This is a genomic window from Streptomyces sp. NPDC015532, assembly GCF_043078065.1.
GTDB lineage: Bacteria > Actinomycetota > Actinomycetes > Streptomycetales > Streptomycetaceae > Streptomyces.
Genome location: NZ_JBIBSY010000001.1, coordinates 712,335 through 733,577 on the forward strand (window position 1 = coordinate 712,335; position 21,243 = coordinate 733,577).

Consider the following 21,243-nt stretch of genomic DNA (forward strand, 5'->3'; position numbering starts at 1 on the left):
GGCGCCCTGGGCCAACTGGGGCGGTTATGGGTTGGGCGGTAGGCCCCCCCGGGGGGGGCCTTTTCCCGCTTTGGGGGGGGGGGCGCCCGGGGGGTCGGCGCCCCCCCCCCGGCCTCCGTGGGGGGAAGGTCGGGTCAGCTCGTCTCGACGCCGAGCGTCAGGGTGCCGGTGTAGCCGGAGGAGGCGGTGCTGCCGAGGGCCGTCAGGGTCAGAAGGCCGGAGGAGGCGCCTCCGTCGTCGTAGATGGAGTCCTGGGCGAGGGTCGTGCGAGTGACCTTGTTGGTGGAGTACGGGGACACCTTGGCGATCGCCGTGGTGATCGTCTCGTTGCAGAAGAGCTGGCCGGTGTGGAGTTCCTGGCCGCCGGTGAAGGAGCCGTCGGAGGTGAGGGTGACGCCGGTGTGCACCTTGACGTGGATGTGCACGCAGCGGCCCCGGTACCAGCCGGGGTAGACGGTGGTGATGTTCGCGACGCCGGACGTGTTCGTCAGGACGCCGCCGCGCAGGAACGTCCCGTCGTCGGGCTCGCTGTGGCCGTTGTTGCCGACGAAGCCGGAGTACTCGCCGAGCGCGTCGCAGTGCCAGATCTCGACGAGGGCGTTGCTGATCGGCACGCAGGTGTCGTCGTCGACGACGGTGAGGACCAGCTTGAGGGGGGCGCCCGCCTTGCCTTCGGTGACGTCGGCGCGGACGAGCTGGCCGTCGAGGTAGTAGGGGCCTTCGGTCATCTCCTTGGTGAGGGTGCAGACGGCGGCCGCGGCGGGGGCCGCGTCCGCCCGGTCGGCGACGGGGGTGGAGGTGGCGGCGACGGGTGCCGCGGCGGCCACGGCGAGTGCCGCGGCCGAGGCGCCCGTGGCGATCAGTACGGTCCGGCGCCCGACAGGGGCCTCTGACGTGTCGTTCGTGGGGGAATCTGTCATGAACACGGCACCGTAGAGACGGAGGCTGTCGGTCGGCTGTCAGTTCCGCAAAGTGACAGCCCGTCAAGCTCCATGTCGGACACGTTGTCCGGCCGCCGGCCGCACAGGGGTGCGCCTGGAGCGCGCCAGGGGTGCGACAAGGCGGGGCCGCAAAAAAGCGGAGGCGCCGGGGGTTCGGTCCGCCCGGCGCTCCGCTGTGGGGTCCGGCGCCCGGAGCGTTGCGCCAGGACGCGAGGGTCCTCCGGCGCCGGGTGGGGATACCGCTGCCCCTGCCCGCCTCCTTCGGTCGTGGCGGTTCCCCGCGGCCGGCCCGTGGGGAGGCCGGCCATGCGGGGATCCCGCCCGGCCTGTGGGGAGGCCGGCCGCGCGGGGATCCCGCGCGGTGGTGTGAGTGGCCTAACCGGCCTGGTTGTACAGCAGCGCGCCGACGGCTCCCCAGCCGCCGTTCGCCGGAGGAGGGGGTGGTTCCGGCTGTGTCCTGCCGCGCACCTGGGCCGCCGTCAGGCCGCCCTGCGCGCCCATGGAGGCGGCGCCCGCCATGCCGGGCATGCCCGTCTGGGCGGCCGGCTGGAGCCCGGCCGGCGGGGCCGGTGCCTGCATGGCGGCGGGCGGCATCTGGGCCGGCATCGCCCCCGGGCCCTGGGCCGCGGCCGGCCAGCTGGCGGGCTGCGGGGCGGGGTAGCCCTGGGCCGCCAGGGGCTGCTGCGGGGCGGGATAGCCGGGTGCGGCGGCGGGCTGCTGGGCCGGGTAGGGCGAAGCGGCGGCGGCGGGCCGCGGCTGGGGAGCGGACGGCAGGCTGGGCTGCGGGGCGGCGGCGGCCACCGGCTGGGGGGCCGGGGCGGGCTGTCCGGGCCACGCGTTGGCCTGCGCGGCCAGCCCCTGCACGCCCGCTCCGTTGGTCGCGCCGACGAGACGGTCCACCATGGCCGAACCCGAGCCGTAGCCGGTCGAGTTGCTCAGCTCGGGCACGGCGGCTTCCTGTCTGGTCCCGTAGAGGACCTGTTCCAGGCCGGCCACCAGGCGGCGTACGTCCGACTGGGGGCGTACCACGAGTCTCAGGAAGCGGCTGGACGAGCCGACCTTGTTGCCGCACTCGCGGACCAGGATGCGGTGCTCGGTGAGCAGCCGGTCCCGGACCACGGTGCCTTCGGCGCCGACGGGAAGGCGCACGAACAGGAAGTTGCCCTGCGAGGGGTAGATCGTCAGACCGGGCAGCGCGGAGAGCTGGCGGGCCATGTCGAGCCGGTCGCGGCGGACCATGTGCAGGCTCTCCATGTACTCCTTGCCGTGGTTCTTGAGCATGAACACCACGGTCTCCGCGAAGGAGTTGAGATTCCACTTCGGCAGCATCGAGCGGACCTTGCCCGCGAGCGAGGGGTTGGCCACCATGTAGCCGAAGCGGATGCCGTGCAGGCCGAAGTTCTTGCCGAGGCTGCGCAGCACGATGACGTTGGGCCGCATGACCGCGTCCTCGACCACGCTGGGCTCCGACTCGGCGTCGGCGAACTCCAGGAACGACTCGTCGATGACGATCAGGTCCAGGTCGGCCATCGCGTCCATGAACTGGATGAGCGACTGGCGCGGCAGGAAGCCGCCGTCGGGGTTGTTCGGGTTGCAGATGACGGCGACCTTGGTGCCGCGCGAGCGGATGAACTTGGCGTACGCGGCGAGGTCGAGCGCGAAGCCGGTGGACTCCTGGAGCGGGAACATGTCGACCCGCTTGCCGGTCTCCATGGGCTGGTCGGTCCAGCGGCCGAACGTGGGGACGGGTATCGCGAGGGACTCACGGACCAGCAAGTGATCGATCCAGGTGATGAGTTCGGTCGAACCGTTGCCCATCGCGACGCACTGCGGCGGAAGCTGGAGCAGCGAGCACAGCTCGCTGGTGATCGTGTCGGCGCTGCTCGGGTAATAGGTGATGATCTCGCGCAGCCGGCTCGCGAGTTCGTCGAACATCGCGGGCGTGGGGAAGTACGGGTTGCAGGGGATGCAGAAGTCCACCGGGCCGGCTCCGTCGCCCTCCCGCGTCAGTGCGGCCATCGACGGGCTGTGCGCCGCGGTGCCGCGAAAGAGCGAGGTGACATTGCCGGCCATGGAACCTCCGTATAAAGCGAGCCCGCTGGGGAGGACGGGCCCCCGTTCTTTGGGTGGCCCGCGCGGGGGAGCACGGGCCGCCCTCTCATACGGATACGGATGTGGCGCTGTTCAATCGTTGTGAGGTCGTGCGGATTTTGTGAACCGACTGTGAGGTCGGGTCACGCACCGAACGAGTGAACCGTGCTGGTCCGGTAGGTCTGCCCCGGCCGCAGCACCGTCGACGGGAACGACGGCTGGTTCGGGGAGTCCGGGAAGTGCTGGGTCTCCAGGCACAGGGCGTCGCCCTGGCGGTAGATGTGACCGCCGGTGCCGACCAGGGTGCCGTCGAGGAAGTTGCCCGAGTAGAACTGGAGGCCGGGCTCGTTCGACGCGATGGTCAGGGTGCGCCCGGAGGAGGGGTCGCGGAGCGTCGCGACCTGCTCGGGCCTCGCCGTGATCCCCTTGTCGAGGACCCAGTTGTGGTCGATGCCCTTGCCGTACAGGAGCTGCTGGTGGGCCGTGCGGATGTCCCGGCCGACGGTCTTGGCCCGGCGGAAGTCGAAGGGGGTGCCGGCGACCTTCGCCAGTTCCCCGGTGGGGATCAGGCCCGAGTCGACGGGGGTGTAGCGGGAGCCCGCGATCTCGAGTTCGTGGTCGTAGATCGAGCCGCTGCCCTCACCGGCGAGGTTCCAGTAGACGTGGCTGGTGAGGTTGACGACGGTGGCCTTGTCGGTGGTGGCCTCGTAGTCGATGCGCCAGTCGCCGTGCCGGGTCAGGGTGTAGGTGACCTTCGCCCGGAGCGTGCCCGGGTAGCCCATCTCGCCGTCGATGCTCGTGTAGTGCAGGACGAGTCCGACGTCGGAGCCGGAGGTGAACGCCTCCACGTCCCAGACGTTCTTGTCGAAGCCCTTGGTGCCGCCGTGGAGGCTGTTGACACCGTCGTTGACGGAGAGCTGGTGGCTCGTGCCGTCGAGGGTGAACTGCCCCTTGCCTATGCGGTTTCCGTACCGGCCTATCAGGGCGCCGAAGTACGGGGTCTTGGCGACGTAGTCGTCGATGTTGTCGAAGCCCAGCGAGACGTTCCTGTACCGGCCGTGCCGGTCGGGGATCTCCAGGGACTGGACGATTCCGCCGTAGGACAGGACCTTGAGCCGTGTCCCGCCGTTCGCCAGCGACCACCGGTGGACCTTGGTGCCGTCGGCGAGCTTGCCGAAGAGTTCCCTGACGGGCTTGCTGCCGCCCGCCGCGTGCGCCGTGCCGATGGTGGCCGCGGTTAATCCCGCTGCCGCCGCTGCGATGACCGTACGTCTGCTTGTTTCCATTTCGCGGCTCCTGCCCAATGGAGGGGGGGGGGGGGGGGGGGGGGGGGGGGGGCGGGGGGGCGGGGGGGGGGGGGGGGGGGGGGGGGGGGGGGCGGGGTGCCGGGTGGGTTTGGGGGCGGGGTTTAACCCGGCGGCCGCGGGGGCGTGGCCGGTCGGGGTGTTTGTTCCCTTGGCGGGGCTCCGCCCCATTGGTGGGGGCCCCGCCTTGGGGGGGGGCCCCGGCTGACTTACGAACCGACCTTGCGCTTGTTCCACACGTCGAACCCGACCGCGGCCAGCAGGACGAGACCCTTGATGACCTGCTGGTAGTCGCTGCCGATGCCGACGAGGTTCATTCCGTTGTTCAGCACGCCCAGGACGAGACCACCGATGATCGCGCCGAGGACCGTGCCCACGCCGCCACTCATCGACGCACCGCCGATGAACGAGGCCGCGATGGCTTCGAGTTCGAAGTTCAGACCCGCCTTCGGCGAGGCCGCGTTGAAGCGGGCCGCGAAGACCAGGCCGGCGAGGGCGGCGAGCATGCCCATGTTGAGGAAGACCAGGAAGGTGACCTTCTTGTCCTTCACGCCCGACAGCTTGGCAGCCGGAAGGTTGCCGCCGATCGCGTAGATGTGCCGGCCGATGACCGCGTTGCGCATCAGGTAGCCGAAGCCGGCGACCAGGACGCCGAGGATCAGCAGGACCACCGGAGCACCCTTGTAGCTGGCGAGCAGCATGGTGACGGTGAGCACGGCGGCGACCAGCGCGACGAGCTTGAGCAGGAAGAGGTTCCTCGGCAGGACGTCGAGGGAGAACTCCTGCTGCCGCTTGCGGTCGCGGACCTCCTGGAACACCACGAACGCGACCAGGCCGAGGCCGAGCAGCAGGGTGAGGTTGTGGTAGTTGGTGGTGGGTCCGACCTCGGGCAGGAAGCTGTTGGCGACCTTCTGCAGGCCCTCGGGGAACGGGCCGATCGTCTGGCCCTCCAGGAAGATCTCGGTCAGACCGCGGAAGGTCAGCATGCCCGCCAGGGTCACGATGAACGACGGTATGCCGGCGTACGCGATGAGGAAGCCCTGAGCGGCGCCCGCCATCGCGCCCATGACCAGGCACAGCACCACGGCTATGGGCCACGGGACGTCGTGGTTGACCATCAGCACGGCACCCACCGCACCCACGAACGCCGTCAGCGAGCCGACCGACAGGTCGATGTGGCCCGCGATGATGACGAGCATCATGCCGATCGCGAGGATCAGGATGTAGCTGTTCTGCAGCACCAGGTTGGAGACGTTGCGCGGCAGCAGCAGGTCGCCGCCGGTCCACACGGCGAACAGCACCACGATCAGACCGAGGGCGAACAGCATGCCGTACTGCCGCATGTTGCGGCGCATGCCGTTCAGCATCAGCTGAAGCAGGTTCTCTCCCGTGTCCGGGCCGCTCTTGCCGGCCGGCGCCGGGGCCGGCGTCTTGGCGGTCACATCCGTGCTCATCGGGTTACCTCTTTGTCCTTCGTCATCTGGCGCATCAGCGTTTCCTGCGAGGCCTCCGCCCGCGAGAACTCACCCGTCAGCCGTCCCGCGGCCATCGTGTAGATGCGGTCGCACATACCGAGCAGCTCCGGCAGCTCGGAGGAGATGAAGACGACCGCCTTGCCCTCGGCCGCCAGCTTGTCGATGACCGTGTAGATCTCGAACTTGGCGCCCACGTCGATCCCGCGGGTCGGCTCGTCGAGGATCAGCACCTCGGGGCCGGCGAAGATCCACTTGCTGAGGACGACCTTCTGCTGGTTGCCGCCGGACAGCTTGCCCACCGGCTCGAAGACGGTCGGCGCCTTGATGTTCATGGAGGTGCGGAAGCCCTCGGAGACCTGCCGCTCCTCGTGCTCGTCGACCACACCGCGCTTCGCGACCTTGTTCAGGGCGCTGAGCGTGATGTTGCGGTTGATGGTGTCGATGAGGTTGAGCCCGTAGTGCTTGCGGTCCTCGGTGACGTACGCGATCCCGTGCTTGACCGCTTCGGACACGGACTTCGTACGGATCTCCCGGCCGTCCCTGACCACCGTGCCGCCCGCGTACCGGCCGTAGGAGCGCCCGAAGACGCTCATCGCCAGTTCGGTGCGGCCGGCGCCCATGAGGCCCGCGATGCCGACGATCTCGCCGCGCCGCACGGAGATCGACACATCGTCGACCACCTTGCGCTGCTGGTCGATCGGGTGGAAGACGGTCCAGTCGCGGATCTCCAGGGCGGGCGCGGCGCCCGCCTCCGGCTCGTGCGGCGTCCGCTCCGGGAAGCGGTGCTCGAGGTCGCGGCCGACCATGCCGCTGATGATCCGGTCCTCGGTGGTCTCCGGGGCCTTCACGTCGAGCGTCTCGATCGTCCGCCCGTCGCGCAGGATGGTCACCGAGTCGGCGACCCGCTCGATCTCGTTCAGCTTGTGGGAGATGATGATCGAGGTGATGCCCTGAGCCTTCAGCTCCAGGATGAGATCGAGGAGTTTGCCGCTGTCCTCGTCGTTCAGGGCGGCCGTCGGCTCATCCAGGATGAGCAGCTTCACCTTCTTCGACAGCGCCTTCGCGATCTCGACGAGCTGCTGCTTTCCCACGCCGATGTCGGCGACGCGGGTCTGCGGGTTCTCGTCGAGCCCGACCCGCCGCAGCAGTTCGGCGGCGTGGCGCAGCGTCTCGGTCCAGCTGATGAGCCCGCGCGTGGCGTGCTCGTTGCCGAGGAAGATGTTCTCCGCGATGGAGAGGTAGGGCACCAGGGCCAGTTCCTGGTGGATGATCACGATGCCGTGGTGCTCACTGGCCCTGATGTCCTTGAAGGAGCAGACCTCCCCCTCGAAGAGGATGTCCCCTTCGTAGCTGCCGCTCGGGTGGACGCCGGAGAGGACCTTCATGAGGGTCGACTTGCCGGCGCCGTTCTCGCCGCAGATGGCGTGGACCTCGCCCTGCTGGACGGTCAGAGTGACGTCCGAGAGCGCCTTGACGCCGGGAAAGGTCTTGACGATCGAGCGCATTTCCAGGACGGGTCCCGCCATGGTCGTGCCTTCCAATCACTAGGGGGTGGCGGTTACTTGAGGTCGCTGTCCTTGTAGTAGCCCGTGGCGACGAGCTCCTTCTCGTAGTTGCTCTTGTCGACGCTGACCGGCTGCAGCAGGTAGGCGGGGATCACCTTGGTGCCGTTGTCGTAGGTCTTGGTGTCGTTGAGCTCGGGCTTCTTGCCCTTGAGCGCCGCGTCGACCATGTTCCCGGCGACCTTCGCGAGCTGGCGGGTGTCCTTGTAGACGGTCATCGTCTGCTCGTCCGCGATGATCGACTTCACCGACGCGAGCTCGGCGTCCTGGCCGGTGACGACCGGGAGCGGCTTGCTCTTGGAGCCGTAGTCGTCCGACTTCAGCGCGGACAGGATGCCGATCGAGATGCCGTCGTAGGGCGAGAGCACCGCGTCGACGCGGGCGCTCTTGTACGACGAGGTCAGGATGTCGTCCATGCGCTTCTGGGCGGTGCCGCCGTCCCAGCGCAGGGTGGTGACCTGGTTCAGCGCGGTCTGGCCGGACTTGACGACGAGCTGCTTCTTGTCGATGTACGGCTGGAGGACCTTCATCGCGCCGCCGAAGAAGTACTTCGTGTTGTTGTCGTCGTTCGAGCCGGCGAAGAGCTCGACGTTGAACGGGCCCTTCTTGGAGCCGTCCGCGAGACCGAGCTTCTGCAGGATGTAGTTGCCCTGGAGCTCGCCGACCTTCGAGTTGTCGAAGGACGCGTAGTAGTCGACGTTCTTGGTGCCGAGGATCAGGCGGTCGTAGGAGATGACCGGGATGTGCGCGTCGGCGGCCTGCTGGAGCACGTTGTTCATCGACTTGTTGTCGATGGCCGCGATGATCAGGGCCTTCACGCCCTGCGTGATCATGTTCTCGATCTGCGAGACCTGCTGGTCCGGGTCGTCCTCACCGAACGCGAGCTTGGTCTTGTAGCCCTTGGCCTCAAGGTCCTTGACCACGTTGTTGCCGTCGCCGATCCAGCGCTCGGAGGACTTCGTCGGCATCGAGATGCCGATCGTGGCGCCCTTGGTGTCTCCCGACTTGTCCTTGCTGCCGCCGTCGCTGTTCTGGCCGCAGGCGGACAGGGCGAGGGCGAGGGAGGCGGCTCCGGCTATGGCGGTGAGGGCGGCTCTGCGGTTACGCATGATCATCATCCTTGATGTCTTGGACCGGGCTCGGTCTCGCGGAACTCGGAAGCTCCGGGAGCTTTGAGAGAGGAAGGCCGAGAAGGTGTGTTGGATTGTGCGCGACTGTGTCTGCTTGTGTGAAGGGGGTTTGTCCGAACGTTATGAGGGAGTGTCGAACCGTGAGAGCGTGCCGGGCAGGCGGGAGCCGAGCGGGGCCATGTCGCCGCCCGCTCCGTGCCGTGACAGCAGGTCAAGGGCGAGCCGGCCGCGCCGCACCCGTTCCCGGGCCGTGCTCAGGGTCAGGTCCCGCAGATGGTGTCCGTACGGGTAGATCCCAGGGGTCTTGGACAGCCCGAACTTCAGGTACAGCGGTGCGCCGCGCCGGATCAGCTCGGCGACCTCGTACATCCGTATGTACCCGCCGAGATCGTCGGGGGCCTCGATGTACATGTCCATGGGGGCGGCGGAGACCCGCCGGATCTCGGTGAGGTGATCGAGCGTCAGATCGCTCGGCACGTTCAGCGAGTCGGCGCCGAGGTTCTCGTAGACGGCGTACGAGGCCGGATTGACCGGACCGATCAGCGCCGAGACCTTGAACGTCGTGTCGGCCGGGATGATCCCGGCCACGCGCGCCCGGTGCAGCGTCCACAGCACGCCCTCGTCGGCGACGAGCAGGCACTTGACGCCCAGCTCGGTCGCCCGGACGGCGTCCTCGACACAGCCGGCCATCGCGTCGTGGCCGCGGGCGCGCAGCCCGCCGCCGCGTGAATCGGTGCGCACCGAGGCGCCGATGTCCCAGACGCCGCGCGGGCCGGTGAACAGGCAGAGTTCGATGTCGCGTTCACCGGTGGCCTCGACCATCTCGGTGATCTCGGCGTCGGTCAGCATCCAGACGCCGCTGCCCTGGCTGATCCGGTGGATCGGCACGTCGAGCCGCGAGGCTTCCTTGAGGACCACGGCGAGCGCCTCGGGCCCCTCCACGGAGGGAACCTCGGTGCGCCAGCGGCCGCCTCCGGGGAAGGTGTGCGGCGAGGCGTCGTCGGGGGAGAGGGCGGGCGCGCCCAGGCCGAGTGCGGCCAGGGCCGGCTCGCCGGGTCGACGGGGCGCCGTGGGAGAGGCGTCGGTCACAAGCTGTCCTTCATTGTTCGATATTTCGGGCATGGTTCGTGACGTTGGGCGCGCGTGGCCTGAAGTGCGCCGGTACGGGACCGTCAGGAAACCCCGTACCGGCGCACGGCTCGGAGGGTCACGGCCTCAGCAGGACCTTGCCGACCTGGGGATCACCGGAACCCACCAGGTCGATGGCCTCCGGGAACGCGGCGAGCGGCAGCTCGTGCGTCACCAGCGGCGACGGGTTCAGCAGACCGGCGCCGAAGACCCGCACCGTGTGCGCCCAGGCCTCGGGCGGCGCCCCGAACACGGTGTGCACCTCCAGCTGCCGTACGACGAGATCGGTCGGGTCGAGACCCTCGGCACCCGGCGCCGGGATCCCGGTGAGGACCAGGCGCCCGCCGCGCCGCAGCAGGGAGGCGGCGGTGCGCGCGGCGGACGCGGACCCGGCGGTCTCGATGACGACGTCGAAGTCGTCGGGGAGCTGCTGGTCCCTGGTACGGAACTCGGTGGCGCCGAACTCCTTCGACAGCGCGGCCCGGTCGGGGCGGGTGCCCACCACGAGCAGCTCGGCCGGGGAACCCGCCTTCAGGAACTGCACGGCGAACATCCCGAGCGTCCCGGTGCCCACCACGGCCACGCGTTCGCCGGGCCGGGCGTTCGCCTTGAGCGCGGCGGCCGCGATGCAGGCGGCCGGCTCCAGCAGGGCGGCGGCCGTCAGATCGGCGTCGTCGGGCAGTACGTGGAGCAGCCGGGCCGGCAGTGTCAGCGTGCCCGCCATGGCACCGGGGACGGTGAAACCCGTCTCCTCGTACCCGGCGGTGCACAACGTTGTCTCGCCCGCGTGGCAACGGTCGCAGACCTGGCAGTTGCGAAAGCCCTCGCCGACGACCTTGCGGCCGACCAGCGTCGCCGGGACACCGGCGCCGACCTCCTCGACGGTCCCGGACCACTCGTGGCCCGGGGTCAGGGGGTAGCGGACGTACCCCTCGGGCCGGTTGCCCTGGTAGACCTCGCGGTCGCTGCCGCAGATGCCGACCGCGTGCACCCGTACGAGCGCCTCGCCCGCCGACGGCGGGACCGGCTCGTGCGGGGCCAGACGGTGTTCGCCCGGGCCCTCGACGACGACCGCGGTGCTCACTTCGCCCCCTTGGGCTTGCGCTGCTCCCAGCCATCGGCCCACAGGTCGAACCGGGCCTGCTGCTGCGGGAACTCGGCCGCCGCGTCGACGTCCAGCTCGACGCCGAGTCCCGGCTCGTGGGACAGCTCGAAGTAGCCGTCCACGACCTGCGGGGCGCCCTTGACGACCTTCTTGATCTCCGCGTCGGCGAAGTCGTTGAAGTGCTCCAGGATCTTGAAGTTCGGCGAGGTGAAGCCGACCTGGAGCGAGGCGGCGGTCAGGACCGGGCCGCCGACGTTGTGCGGCGCGACCAGGACGTAGTGCGCCTCGGCGGTGGCGGCGAGCTTGCGGGTCTCCCAGATGCCGCCGATGTGGCCGACGTCGGGCTGGATGATGTCGACCGCCTGGCTCTCGAAGAGCTCGCGGAACTCGATGCGGTCGTGGATCCGTTCACCCGTGGCGAGAGGCATGTCGACCTTGGCGGCCACCTTCTCCAGCGCCTTGAGGTTCTCCGGCGGCACCGGCTCCTCCAGCCACGCGGGCTTGAAGGGCGCGAGCTCGCGGGCCAGCCGGACGGCGGTGGCCGGGGAGAAGCGGCCGTGCATCTCCAGCATCAGCTCGGTCTCGGGGCCGATCGCGTCGCGCACCGCCTCGATGAGCGACACCGAGTACAGCGTGGCCTCGTGGTCGAGTTCGAAGTGCCCGGTGCCGAAGGGGTCGATCTTGAGGGCCTTGTAACCCCGCGCGACGACCTCCTGGGCGGCCTTGTGGTAGGCCTCCGGGGTGCGTTCGGTGGTGTACCAGCCGTTGGCGTAGGCCTTGACCTTGTCGGTGACCTTGCCGCCGAGGAGCTGCCAGACCGGCACGCCGAGCGCCTTGCCCTTGATGTCCCAGCAGGCCATCTCGATGACCGCGATGCCGGACATCACGATCTCGCCGGCACGCCCGTAGTCGCCGTACTTCATCCGGCGGACCAGGTCCTCGACGGCGAACGGGTCGGAGCCGAGAATATGGTTGGCCCGCGCCTCGTGCAGATAGCCGAGCAGCGCGTCGGTGTGGCCCAGCATGCGGGTCTCGCCGACTCCGGTGATGCCCTCGTCGGTGTGCACCTGGACGTAGGTCAGGTTCCTCCAGGGTGTCCCGACCACGTGTGTGGTGATTCCCGTGATGCGCACGGCAGATGCCCCCTGTGCTTTCAGCTCTGTTCGAAATTTCGTCACACGTTCGAAATGCTGGCGTGACAGTAAGGACGTGGCCCGGGGAGTGTCAATGGGTCGCGCACATAACGGTTTCGACGCGATGGGCGCAGGATGGCGGGGAATGTTCGGGGGTGTCGGTCTCCGACGGACCGGAATACTTGATTCCGCACAACATCTTCACAACTGCGCCTAGGAACGTTACCGGCGGTGACCCTAGTCTTCCCGCGTCATGGACTATTGCCACGTGTGCCGCAGGCACCTCAACGGCGCCCTCGCCTGTCCCGGGTGCGGTACCCCGGTCGACGAACTCGGCGCGGACGCCGAGGAGGCCGGCGCGCGCCCGCCGACGGGCGCGGACGCCGACGCGCGCCACGGCGCGGACGGTGACGTCGAGTGGCGCTCCCGGCGGGCCGCTCGGCGGCGCGGGGGCCCTGTCCTGGACGCCGAGGCCGGGGGTCCGGGGGACCGGCAGGCTCCGGCCGGCGCCAGCCGACGCGACCGCAAGGCGGCCGCGCATCGCCGGCGGCGGCGCCGCACCCTGTACATAGCCGTGGGCTTCGTCCTCGCGGCCGGCGGTCTGAGCCTCGCCGAACTCGGCGTCGACGCGCCCGGTCTCGGCCCCAGTCCCGCGGCGGCGGAGTCGCCCGACGGCTCGGCCTCACCGGCGGCGTCCTCGCTTCCGAAGAAGGCCGCCTCCAAGTCCCCCTCGGCCGGCCGCACGCCCGGATCCTCGGCGTCGGCCTCCGCTTCCCCCTCCGCCTCCGCCTCCGCGTCTCCCACCGCCACGGGTGAGAAGAACATCGGGGGAGCCGGAACCGCGACCGTCGGCACCCGCCCGGGTCACGCCACCTCGGCCCCGGCGACCGCCTCCGCGGGCTCCGGCGCGTCGGCTCCCGCCGGCACGGACCCGACGACGTCGGCACCTGCGCCGACACCCTCGTCCTCGGACGACTGCAACCGTTTCCTGTGGTGGTGCTCGTAGGCGGTTCGTCCGCCACGGGGTGACCCGGCCGGGGGTGTCCTCGGCGCTCGTGGCCGCCCGGACCGGTGGACATCACCCGGCCGTGGGTTCCGGTCCGTGTGTGGGGTGACGGGTTCCGGTCCTGTGTGGTGACGCGTTCCGTTTCCGTGGCGCGAGGTGGCCCGAGGCGTTCCGGCCCGCCCCGCCGGGCCCGCCGCGCGCCGGCCGACCCGCCGTCGGGGGCGCCCGTGTCTCAGCCGCTGCCGCCGGCGGTGCCGGGGGACTCGCCCAGCATGCGGCGCAGCAGGTCGCGCAGGGACAGCCGTTCCTGGTCCGAGAGCTCCGCCAGGGGCTCGCGGGCGAAGTCGAGCGAGTCGCGCAGCCCTCCGGCGATCCTGCGGCCCTCGGCCGTCGCCGCCGCCAGTTTCACCCGGCGGTCCGCCGGGTCGGGGCGGCGCTCCACCAGCCCCCGTGTCTCCAGCCGGTCCACGATCCCCGTGACGTTCGACGGCTCGCACCTCAGCTTCTGCGCCAGACGGCGCATCGGCAGCGGCTCCAGCGAGAGCAGGCTCAGCAGCCGCGCCTGCGCGCCGGTGAGGGCGTGTGAGGCGGCCGCGTCCTCGTACTCCTCGTGGTAGCGGGCCACGACCGTGCCGATCAGCTCGACCACCTCCATGGTCAAGGGGTCGATCCGTGGTCTCTTGTGGGTGGCCATGCCCCCGATCCTATCGCGTTACTTGACATCATGAAATATTCAGGAGCATGGTTGTTTCAGGTACTGAAGCATTAGATCCCCTCACCGGTCACCGTGAAAGGCGCACCTCATGTCCGAGACCCCCCAGCTTCCCTCCACCGGCCGTGAATGGCACCTGGTCAGCCGTCCGGTCGGCTGGCCCGAGCCCGCCGACTTCGCCCTGGTCGAGGCCGAGGTCCGGCAGCCGGGTCCGGGCGAGGTCCTGGTACGGAACGCCTACGTCTCCGTCGACCCGTACATGCGCGGCCGGATGAGCGCCGCCAAGTCCTACGTCGCGCCCTTCGAGCTCGGCGAGACCATGCAGGGCGGCGCGGTCGGCGAGGTCATCGCCTCGAACGCCGAGGGCATCGAGGCCGGCGACCACGTGCTGCACTTCCTGGGCTGGCGCGAGTACGCCGTCGTGGACGCCAAACAGGCCGTCAAGGTGGACCCGGAGGCCGCGCCGCTGTCGACGTACCTCGGCGTCCTCGGCATGACCGGCCTCACCGCCTACGCCGGGCTCCTGCGCACCGCCTCCTTCAAGGAGGGCGACTCCGTCTTCGTGTCCGGCGCCGCCGGTGCCGTCGGCAGCCAGGTCGGCCAGATCGCCCGGCTCAAGGGCGCCTCGCGCGTCATCGGCTCCGCCGGGTCCGACGACAAGGTCAAGCTGCTCGTCGAGGAGTACGGCTTCGACGCCGCCTTCAACTACAAGACCGGCCCGGTCGCCCAGCAGCTGCGCGAGGCCGCGCCCGACGGCGTCGACGTCTACTTCGACAACGTGGGCGGTGACCACCTGGAGGCAGCCATCGGCTCGCTGAACCGGGACGGCCGCATCGCGATCTGCGGCATGATCTCCGTCTACAACAACACCGAGCCCGCCCCCGGCCCCCGGAACCTGGCCCGGCTGATCCAGACCCGCGGCCGCATCCAGGGCTTCCTCGTCGGCGACAACTACGACCTCCAGCAGGAGTTCGTCCAGGAGGTCGGCGCCTGGATCCGCTCCGGCGAGCTGAAGTACGCCGAGACGGTCGTCGAGGGCATCGAGAACAACCTGGAGGCGTTCTTCGGCGTCCTGCGCGGCGACAACGTCGGGAAGATGATCGTCAAGCTCTGACCGGAACCGGAACCGGAACCGGAACCGGAACCGGCACGGGACGGGACGGGACGGCCCGGGACGGGCTCGGGGAGCCCCCCGGACGCCCGGGACGGCTCGGGGGGACCCGGGCCGTCCCGGGGCGGCGAGAGCCGTCGCCACCGCGGGCTGTGGCCCGGCGCGGCGCCCCGATAGGGTCTCCCCATGCGCGATCTTGGGGTGGGTTTCGGCTATCTGCTGCGCGGCCAGCGATGGGTGGCCCGGCACGGGAAGAGTTTCGGGTTCGGGCTGCTGCCGGGACTCATCACGCTCGTGCTCTACGCGGCGGCGCTCGTCGCCCTCGGCGTGTACGGGGAAGGCTTCGTCACCTGGGCCACGCCGTTCGCGGACGGCTGGAGCAGCCCCTGGGAGGGGCTCTTCCGCGGCTTCCTCACCGCCCTCCTGTTCGCCCTGGCACTCCTCCTCGCCGTCCTCACCTTCACCGCGGTCACCCTGCTCATAGGCCAGCCCTTCTACGAGAGCCTCTCGGAGAAGGTCGACCGCGACGTCTCCCCGGACGGCACGGCCCCCGAGTCCGGTCTGCCGCTCTGGCGCGAGCTGTGGATCTCCGCGCGCGACAGCCTCCGCGTCCTCGTGCGGGCCCTCGTGTGGGGGGTCCTCCTCCTCGCGCTCGGCTTCGTCCCGCTCATCGGCCAGACCGTCGTCCCGGTGCTCGGCTTCTTCGTCACGGGCTTCTTCCTCACCGAGGAACTCGTCGCCGTCGCCCTGCAACGCCGCGACGTCGACCTCCGGGCGCGCCTCGCGCTGCTCCGCTCCCGCAAGACACTGATCTGGGGCTTCGGCACCCCGCTGGGTCTCGCCTTCCTCGTCCCGTTCGTCGCGGTGTTCCTGATGCCGGGGGCCGTCGCGGGCGCCACGCTGATGGCCCGGGATCTGCTCGGCGAGGAGATCCGCGAGGGCGCGGCGGACGAGGACACCGACGCGGTCTCGGACGGGGCCTCCGACGGGGCGTCCGAGCAGCACAGTGCCACCTGACCGGGACTACTCCCCGGGGCGTCCGCAGGGCACAGCGGCACCTCGTGACCCGGTTCGCCCCGCGTCGCCGTCACGCTCGCTCCGGAGCCCGCCCGCCGGCCCGTGATCGGACGGGAATCCTCGCCGCCGACTGCCGCCGCGCGGCCGGGACCGCCCGCGCCACCGGCGTCAGGGACCTCCCCCGTACCGTCGCCGCGTACGACGATGGGGCGGACGGACGGCTTTCGACGAGGAGGTGCCGCCATGGCGGACACAGCGGTGGGGACGGCCAGGGATCCGAAGGACGCGGAGGCGGACGCGGCCCGCGAGGCCGTCGTGGAGGCGGCCCTCGCCCGCCTCGGCCTGGACGCGAAGGCCCGGCTGCTGTCCGGCCGGACCATGTGGGCGCTGCCCGCGCTCCCCGAGATCGGCCTGGAGTCCCTCGTGATGTCGGACGGCCCGATCGGCGTCCGCGGCATCCACTGGAGCGCCGACGACCCCTCCGTCGCGCTCCCCTCGCCCACCGCGCTCGCCGCGTCCTGGGACCCGGAGCTGGCCCGCCGCGCCGGCGCGCTGCTCGCCCAGGAGGCCCGCCGCAAGGGCGTCCACATCCTGCTCGCCCCCACGGTCAACCTGCACCGCTCACCGCTCGGCGGCCGCCACTTCGAGGCCTACAGCGAGGACCCGCTCCTGACCGGCGCGATCGGCGGCGGCTATGTCCGGGGCGTGCAGTCAGGCGGGGTCGCCACCACCGTCAAACACTTCGTCGCCAACGACGCCGAGACCGACCGCTTCACCGTGAACAACCTCGTCTCCGAACGCGCCCTGCGCGAGCTGTACCTGGCGCCCTTCGAGAGCATCGTCGACAGCGCCCGCCCGTGGGGCGTCATGACCGCCTACAACTCCGTCAACGGCACGACGATGAGCGAGCACCGCCGTCTCGTGAACGAGGTCCTGCGCGGCACGTGGGGCTTCGACGGCGTCAACGTCTCCGACTGGATGGCCGCCCGCTCCACCAAGGCCGCGATCGAGAGCGGCCTCGACGTCGCCATGCCCGGCCCCCGGACCGTCTACGGAGAACCGCTCGCCGCCGCCGTGCGCGCCGGAGAGGTCGCGGAGGCCGCCGTCGACGCGGCCGTGCGCAACGTGCTCCGTCTCGCCGCCCGCGTCGGCGCCCTGGAGGGCGCCGAACCCGTCGTGACCGAGCCGCCGGCGGCCGTGGACGGGGAGGCGCTGGCCCGTGAGGTGGCCCGCCGCGGCTTCGTCCTCGTCCGCAACGAAGGCGCCCTGCCGCTCCCCGGGGGACACCGGGTCGCCCTCATCGGGGCCGCCGCCCGCGACGCCCGCATCCTCGGCGGCGGCTCCGCGACCGTCTTCCCCGCCCGGATCGTCTCGCCCCTCGACGGCCTCACCGCCGCCCTCCCCGAGGGCAGCCTGAGCTACGCGGTCGGCGCCGACCCGACCGTCGAACTCCCCGTCGCCGACAAGGGGTTCGCGCTGCGCGCGGTCTGCCGTGACGCCGCCGGCGAGGTCATCGGCACCACCTCCGCCCCGAACGGCCAGATCAAGTGGACGGGCGACGACCTGCCCGAGGGGGTCACCTTCCCCCGGGCTTCCGGCTCCACTCAGCCAGGGGATACCCCCACGTCCACCCTGCACAGCGTCGAACTCACCGGCACCCTCACCCCGCGCGAGAGCGGCCCGCACGCCTTCGGCATCAAGGGCCTCGGCGCGTTCACCCTCACCGTCGACGGCACCACCTGCTTCGACGGCGTCCAGCGGGCCGACAGGGACGACCCCTTCGTGACGTTCTTCGGCGCCCCCGTCCCGCGTGGCCGGGCCGAACTCACCGCGGGCGAACCGGTGGAGGTCTCCCTGACCCATGTCGTCACGGTCCCCGAGAACGCCCCTCTGAAGCTCGTGGGCTTCTCGCTCGCCCACCAGGAGCCCGTGCGCGACGCGGACGAGCTGATCGCCGAGGCGGTCGAGGCGGCCCGCGCCGCCGACACCGCCGTCGTCGTGGTCGCCACCACCGACCGCGTCGAGTCCGAGGGCTTCGACCGCGCGGACCTCAGGCTCCCCGGCCGTCAGGACGAACTGGTCCACGCCGTGGCCGCCGCCAACCCGAACACCGTCGTGGTCGTCAACTCCGGTTCCCCGGTGGAGCTCCCCTGGCGTGACGAGGTCGCCGCCGTGCTGCTGAGCTGGTTCCCGGGCCAGGAGGGCGGCGCCGCCCTCGCGGACGTCCTCACCGGCGCCCACGAGCCGGGCGGCCGCCTCCCCACCACCTGGGGTTCCCTGGCCGACGCCCCGGTCACCCGGGTCCGTCCGGCCGGCGGGGAGCTCCCGTACACCGAGGACGTCTTCATCGGCTACCGCGCCTGGGAGAAGGAGGGAAGGACCCCCTCGTACCCCTTCGGGCACGGCCTCGGCTACACCGACTGGACGTACGAGTCCATCGAGATCGAGGGCACGACCGTCACCGTCCGTGTCCGCAACTCGGGCCGGCGGGCCGGGCGCGAGGTCGTCCAGGTCTATCTCGCCCCGGCGGAACCCGGCACCGAGCGGCCCGCCCGCGGGCTCGCCGGTTTCGCCGCGGTCGAGGCCGCGCCCGGTGAGTGCGCCGAGGCCGTCGTGGAGCTCCCGCGCCGCGCCTTCGAGATCTGGGACACCGCGGCGGACATGTGGGCGTTTGTGAAGGGTTTGTACGAGGTTCAGGCAGGTCGTTCCCTTCTGGACCGCCGTCTGAGCACGATCATCGAGGCGTAGACCTTCGCGCCCCCTTCGGCCGGCCCCGGCCCGGAACCTGACATCCGGACCGGGGCCAGCCGACAGGCCCTGGAGCCCGTCCGGCGATCCCTAGGGCCGCACGGAGAACCCGTACACCGTCCGCGACCTGTACACCTCGCCCGGCCGCAGCTCGGTGCTCGGGAAGTCCGGCCGGTTCGGGGAGTCGGGGAAGTGCTGCGTCTCCAGCGCGATGCCGTCGTTGGGAGCGAAGGGTTCGCCCAGGTGGTCGGCGGTGTAGAACTGGAGACCGGGTTCGGTGGTCGCGACCGTGAGCACCCGCCCGGACGCCGGGTCGTACAGCTCGGCGACCTCCACGGGGTCCGCGGTGACCCCCTTGTCCAGCACGTAGTTGTGGTCGTATCCCGCGCCGGTCTTGCGGGGCTCACGGAAGTCGAAGCGGGTGTCCTCGACCGGGTCGAGCTCCCCGGTCGGGACGAGGTTCTCGTCCACCCGGGTCACTCGCGAGGCGTCGAGCCGGAGCTCGTGTCCCAGCGCGCTGCCGGAGCCTCCGAGGTTCCAGTACGTGTGGTTCGTCAGGTTCACCACGGTCGGCGCGTCGGTGACCGCCTCGTAGGCGATGTGCAGCGCGCCCCGCTCGTCGAGCGTGTACGTCGCCGAGACCTCCAGGCGCCCCGGGAAGCCCTCCTCGCCGTCCGCGCTGACCCGGGAGAGCCGGACCCCGTGGTCGAGCGGCTCCGCGTCCCACACCCGCTTGTCGAAACCGCCGTCGCCGCCGTGCAGCGTGTTGGGCCCGTTGTTCGGCTCCAGGCGGTACGTCACCCCGTCCAGCGGGAAGCCCGCACCCCCGATCCGGTTCGCGTACCGCCCGACCAGCGCGCCGAGATACGGCTCGGGATGGGTCGTGTACCCCTCCAGGGCGGGGAAGCCCAGGGTCACGTCCACGGGCCGCCCGTCCCGGTCCGGCACCTCGGCCGACTGCACGATTCCGCCGTACGTGAGCACACGCACCCGGACCCCGGCGCGCTCCAGCGTCCAGCGGTGGACCCGGGTACCGTCGGAAAGTGTGCCGAAAAGTTCACTCATGAGGAAAAGCCTAGGTCACGGGTTCGCGTGCCGTGACAGTTCGGTAGGCGATCTCCGCGAGTCGCGCCTGACCGTCCCTGCTCGGGTGGAACCAGTCCCAGTGGCTCAACTGGTCCGTGCCGAAGCGGAAGTCGAACACGGCGTTCCCGTCGAAGCGGCAGCGCCTGTCCTTGGCGCACACCTCGCGCAGTACCTGGTTGTACTCCTTCACCCGGTCCCGCACCTGCCCGCGCCGCAGGGTCGCCGCCGAGTTCAGCGAGTCCGCGTCGCCGAGCATCGAGGGGCAGATGCCCAGTTTCCACACCTGCTTGCCCAGCGGATTGCCGCGCCCCTCGGACCAGAGCCGCTTCAGGTCCGGCACGCTCGACACGTACACCTGGGTCTTGGGCAGAGCACCGCGCAGCGTCTTCATCGCGTCCTGGAACTCGGCGCGGAAGTCGGCGACGGACGTCATCGCCGAGGCGGAGGAGCGGCAGGCGTCGTTGGCGCCCGCCATCACCGTGACCAACTCCGGCCTGCGGGTCGCCGCCTGGGCCATCTGGCCGGGAAGGTCGGCCATCCGCGCCCCGGTCACCGCGTAGTTCCAGCTGCGCTCGGCCGCCCCGGCCGCGCCGAGCAGCCGTACGGCGAGACTGTCGACGCGCGGGTCGCTGCCGGTCGCCCACGACGCCTCGGGACAGTCGGACAGCACACTGCACGCGTCGAAACCGCGCGTGATGGAGTCGCCGACCGCGGCCATGGACTCCGGGCTGCGGTCCCAGACCGGCGTGGGCTTCGGGGACGGCCGGGCCGCCGTCCCGCTGGACGCCGAGGAGTCGCCACCGGTGGAGTCGCAGGCGGCGACGCCCAGGAGAGCAGCCGCCGCGGCGACGGCGAGGACGGCCCGCGAACGGTGGCTGCGATTCCGCATCCCCTGGTCTCCTCGTTCGTTGTACAGGGTTGGTCGGCACCCGCTCCGCGCGGTCGGTCGCACCACGTCGTACACGGTCGGTCGCACCGCGTTCCCGCGGTGTGGCCGTGTTCGCCCGGGAGACGGGCCCGGACCCCTGCAAGGGAGTCAGGACACGTCCCGCCGGGTGAAACCTCGGAGGTTCACGGCGCTTGGACCGACGGTACGTCACACTCCTTGCGCCGCCGCAGGGTAGCCTCGCCACGTGGCCGCCCTGCCACTGCCGTTCCGCTAAGTTACAAGATGTCTCGCTCTGTCCGGAGGCCCCAGTGACGACACGTGGAGTTCTCTACGTGCACTCCGCGCCCCGCGCGTTGTGTCCGCATGTCGAGTGGGCGGTCGCGGGGGTGCTCGGCACGCGCGTCAGTCTCGACTGGATCCGGCAGCCCGCCGCGCCCGGCACCTGGAGATCCGAGTTCTCCTGGAAGGGCGAGGCCGGCACCGCCTCCAAGCTCGCCTCCGCGCTGCGCGGCTGGCATCTGCTGCGCTTCGAGGTCACCGCCGAGCCCTGCCCCACCGCCGAGGGCGAGCGCTACAGCTGCACCCCCGAGCTGGGCATCTTCCACGCCGTCACCGGGATCCATGGCGACATCCTGATCCCCGAGGACCGCCTGCGCGCCGCGCTGCTGCGTTCCCAGCGCGGCGAGAGCGACCTGGAGGCCGACCTCGCCAAACTCCTGGGCAAGCCCTGGGACGACGAACTGGAGCCCTTCCGCTACGCGGGCGAGGGCGCCCCGGTCCGCTGGCTGCACCAGGTGGTGTGACC

The 21,243-nt window shown here is 70.8% G+C and carries 17 protein-coding genes; 5 read left to right on the forward strand and 12 right to left on the reverse strand.

Annotated elements, in window-relative coordinates:
• Positions 1-134: 134 nt before the first annotated feature.
• From ACF07B_RS02960 to ACF07B_RS03000, 9 genes are all read right to left on the reverse strand, one after another.
• Complete coding sequence (locus ACF07B_RS02960; protein ID WP_392177533.1) at positions 135-920, reverse strand: intradiol ring-cleavage dioxygenase; 786 nt, start codon at positions 918-920, stop codon at positions 135-137.
• A 396-nt stretch (positions 921-1,316) separates the two neighbouring features.
• On the reverse strand, positions 1,317-3,014 hold the full coding sequence (locus ACF07B_RS02965; RefSeq protein WP_392177534.1) for a pyridoxal phosphate-dependent aminotransferase: 1,698 nt from the start codon (positions 3,012-3,014) through the stop codon (positions 1,317-1,319).
• 161 nt (positions 3,015-3,175) lie between these two features.
• Positions 3,176-4,318 carry an aldose epimerase family protein gene (locus ACF07B_RS02970; protein WP_392177535.1) on the reverse strand — a complete coding sequence of 381 codons (1,143 nt, stop codon included), beginning with the start codon at positions 4,316-4,318 and terminating at the stop codon, positions 3,176-3,178.
• A 227-nt stretch (positions 4,319-4,545) separates the two neighbouring features.
• The gene (gene mmsB / locus ACF07B_RS02975) at positions 4,546-5,790 is read right to left on the reverse strand and encodes a multiple monosaccharide ABC transporter permease (protein ID WP_369486454.1); all 1,245 of its coding nucleotides are present in this window, start codon (positions 5,788-5,790) and stop codon (positions 4,546-4,548) included.
• On the reverse strand, positions 5,787-7,337 hold the full coding sequence (gene mmsA, locus ACF07B_RS02980) for a multiple monosaccharide ABC transporter ATP-binding protein (RefSeq protein ID WP_362402529.1): 1,551 nt from the start codon (positions 7,335-7,337) through the stop codon (positions 5,787-5,789). The genes mmsB and mmsA overlap by 4 nt, the downstream gene beginning before the upstream one ends.
• 32 nt (positions 7,338-7,369) lie before the next feature.
• A complete protein-coding gene (chvE, locus tag ACF07B_RS02985) occupies positions 7,370-8,482 on the reverse strand; it encodes a multiple monosaccharide ABC transporter substrate-binding protein (protein WP_362402526.1) in 1,113 nt (370 codons plus the stop codon).
• A gap of 141 nt (positions 8,483-8,623) precedes the next feature.
• On the reverse strand, positions 8,624-9,625 hold the full coding sequence (locus ACF07B_RS02990) for a hypothetical protein (protein WP_392177536.1): 1,002 nt from the start codon (positions 9,623-9,625) through the stop codon (positions 8,624-8,626).
• Positions 9,626-9,710: 85 nt separating this feature from the next.
• Entirely contained in the window at positions 9,711-10,715 is a 1,005-nt protein-coding gene (locus ACF07B_RS02995) for a zinc-binding dehydrogenase (protein ID WP_369486456.1), read from the reverse strand.
• Entirely contained in the window at positions 10,712-11,869 is a 1,158-nt protein-coding gene (locus ACF07B_RS03000; protein ID WP_392177537.1) for a mandelate racemase/muconate lactonizing enzyme family protein, read from the reverse strand. Before ACF07B_RS03000 ends, ACF07B_RS02995 begins: the two co-directional genes overlap by 4 nt.
• Before the next feature lie 268 nt (positions 11,870-12,137).
• Here ACF07B_RS03000 and ACF07B_RS03005 point away from each other — a divergent pair, with 268 nt between their 5' ends.
• Positions 12,138-12,875, forward strand: coding sequence for a hypothetical protein (locus tag ACF07B_RS03005; protein WP_392177538.1), 738 nt, complete (start codon positions 12,138-12,140; stop codon positions 12,873-12,875).
• Between the two features lie 232 nt (positions 12,876-13,107).
• On the opposite strand, the gene ACF07B_RS03010 is transcribed toward ACF07B_RS03005, so the two are convergent.
• Entirely contained in the window at positions 13,108-13,569 is a 462-nt protein-coding gene (locus tag ACF07B_RS03010; RefSeq protein WP_392177539.1) for a MarR family winged helix-turn-helix transcriptional regulator, read from the reverse strand.
• Between the two features lie 109 nt (positions 13,570-13,678).
• Between ACF07B_RS03010 and ACF07B_RS03015 the strand changes: the two genes are divergently transcribed.
• From ACF07B_RS03015 to ACF07B_RS03025, 3 genes are all read left to right on the forward strand, one after another.
• Positions 13,679-14,701 carry an NADP-dependent oxidoreductase gene (locus ACF07B_RS03015; RefSeq protein ID WP_392177540.1) on the forward strand — a complete coding sequence of 341 codons (1,023 nt, stop codon included), beginning with the start codon at positions 13,679-13,681 and terminating at the stop codon, positions 14,699-14,701.
• A 183-nt stretch (positions 14,702-14,884) separates the two neighbouring features.
• Positions 14,885-15,715, forward strand: a complete 831-nt coding sequence (locus ACF07B_RS03020) for an EI24 domain-containing protein (RefSeq protein ID WP_392177541.1) — start codon at positions 14,885-14,887, stop codon at positions 15,713-15,715.
• A gap of 243 nt (positions 15,716-15,958) precedes the next feature.
• The gene (locus ACF07B_RS03025; RefSeq protein ID WP_392177542.1) at positions 15,959-18,463 is read left to right on the forward strand and encodes a glycoside hydrolase family 3 protein; all 2,505 of its coding nucleotides are present in this window, start codon (positions 15,959-15,961) and stop codon (positions 18,461-18,463) included.
• Between the two features lie 90 nt (positions 18,464-18,553).
• On the opposite strand, the gene ACF07B_RS03030 is transcribed toward ACF07B_RS03025, so the two are convergent.
• Together ACF07B_RS03030 and ACF07B_RS03035 are read right to left on the reverse strand one after the other, a co-directional pair.
• On the reverse strand, positions 18,554-19,528 hold the full coding sequence (locus tag ACF07B_RS03030) for an aldose epimerase family protein (protein ID WP_392177543.1): 975 nt from the start codon (positions 19,526-19,528) through the stop codon (positions 18,554-18,556).
• Between the two features lie 10 nt (positions 19,529-19,538).
• On the reverse strand, positions 19,539-20,438 hold the full coding sequence (locus ACF07B_RS03035; RefSeq protein ID WP_392177544.1) for an SGNH/GDSL hydrolase family protein: 900 nt from the start codon (positions 20,436-20,438) through the stop codon (positions 19,539-19,541).
• 308 nt (positions 20,439-20,746) lie between these two features.
• Between ACF07B_RS03035 and ACF07B_RS03040 the strand changes: the two genes are divergently transcribed.
• Entirely contained in the window at positions 20,747-21,241 is a 495-nt protein-coding gene (locus tag ACF07B_RS03040) for a DUF3145 domain-containing protein (RefSeq protein ID WP_362402497.1), read from the forward strand.
• Positions 21,242-21,243: the final 2 nt, after the last annotated feature.

Bases quoted from the DNA above. Each gene is read 5' to 3' on its own strand.
- ACF07B_RS03020 (WP_392177541.1), top strand. From the start codon at position 14,885: ATGCGCGATCTTGGGGTGGGTTTCGGCTATCTGCTGCGCGGCCAGCGA.
- ACF07B_RS03030 (WP_392177543.1), bottom strand. From the start codon at position 19,528: ATGAGTGAACTTTTCGGCACACTTTCCGACGGTACCCGGGTCCACCGC.
- ACF07B_RS02960 (WP_392177533.1), bottom strand. From the start codon at position 920: ATGACAGATTCCCCCACGAACGACACGTCAGAGGCCCCTGTCGGGCGC.
- ACF07B_RS02990 (WP_392177536.1), bottom strand. From the start codon at position 9,625: ATGCCCGAAATATCGAACAATGAAGGACAGCTTGTGACCGACGCCTCT.
- chvE (WP_362402526.1), bottom strand. From the start codon at position 8,482: ATGCGTAACCGCAGAGCCGCCCTCACCGCCATAGCCGGAGCCGCCTCC.
- ACF07B_RS02965 (WP_392177534.1), bottom strand. From the start codon at position 3,014: ATGGCCGGCAATGTCACCTCGCTCTTTCGCGGCACCGCGGCGCACAGC.
- ACF07B_RS03015 (WP_392177540.1), top strand. From the start codon at position 13,679: ATGTCCGAGACCCCCCAGCTTCCCTCCACCGGCCGTGAATGGCACCTG.
- ACF07B_RS03010 (WP_392177539.1), bottom strand. From the start codon at position 13,569: ATGGCCACCCACAAGAGACCACGGATCGACCCCTTGACCATGGAGGTG.
- ACF07B_RS03035 (WP_392177544.1), bottom strand. From the start codon at position 20,438: ATGCGGAATCGCAGCCACCGTTCGCGGGCCGTCCTCGCCGTCGCCGCG.
- mmsB (WP_369486454.1), bottom strand. From the start codon at position 5,790: ATGAGCACGGATGTGACCGCCAAGACGCCGGCCCCGGCGCCGGCCGGC.
- ACF07B_RS02970 (WP_392177535.1), bottom strand. From the start codon at position 4,318: ATGGAAACAAGCAGACGTACGGTCATCGCAGCGGCGGCAGCGGGATTA.
- mmsA (WP_362402529.1), bottom strand. From the start codon at position 7,337: ATGGCGGGACCCGTCCTGGAAATGCGCTCGATCGTCAAGACCTTTCCC.
- ACF07B_RS03025 (WP_392177542.1), top strand. From the start codon at position 15,959: ATGGCGGACACAGCGGTGGGGACGGCCAGGGATCCGAAGGACGCGGAG.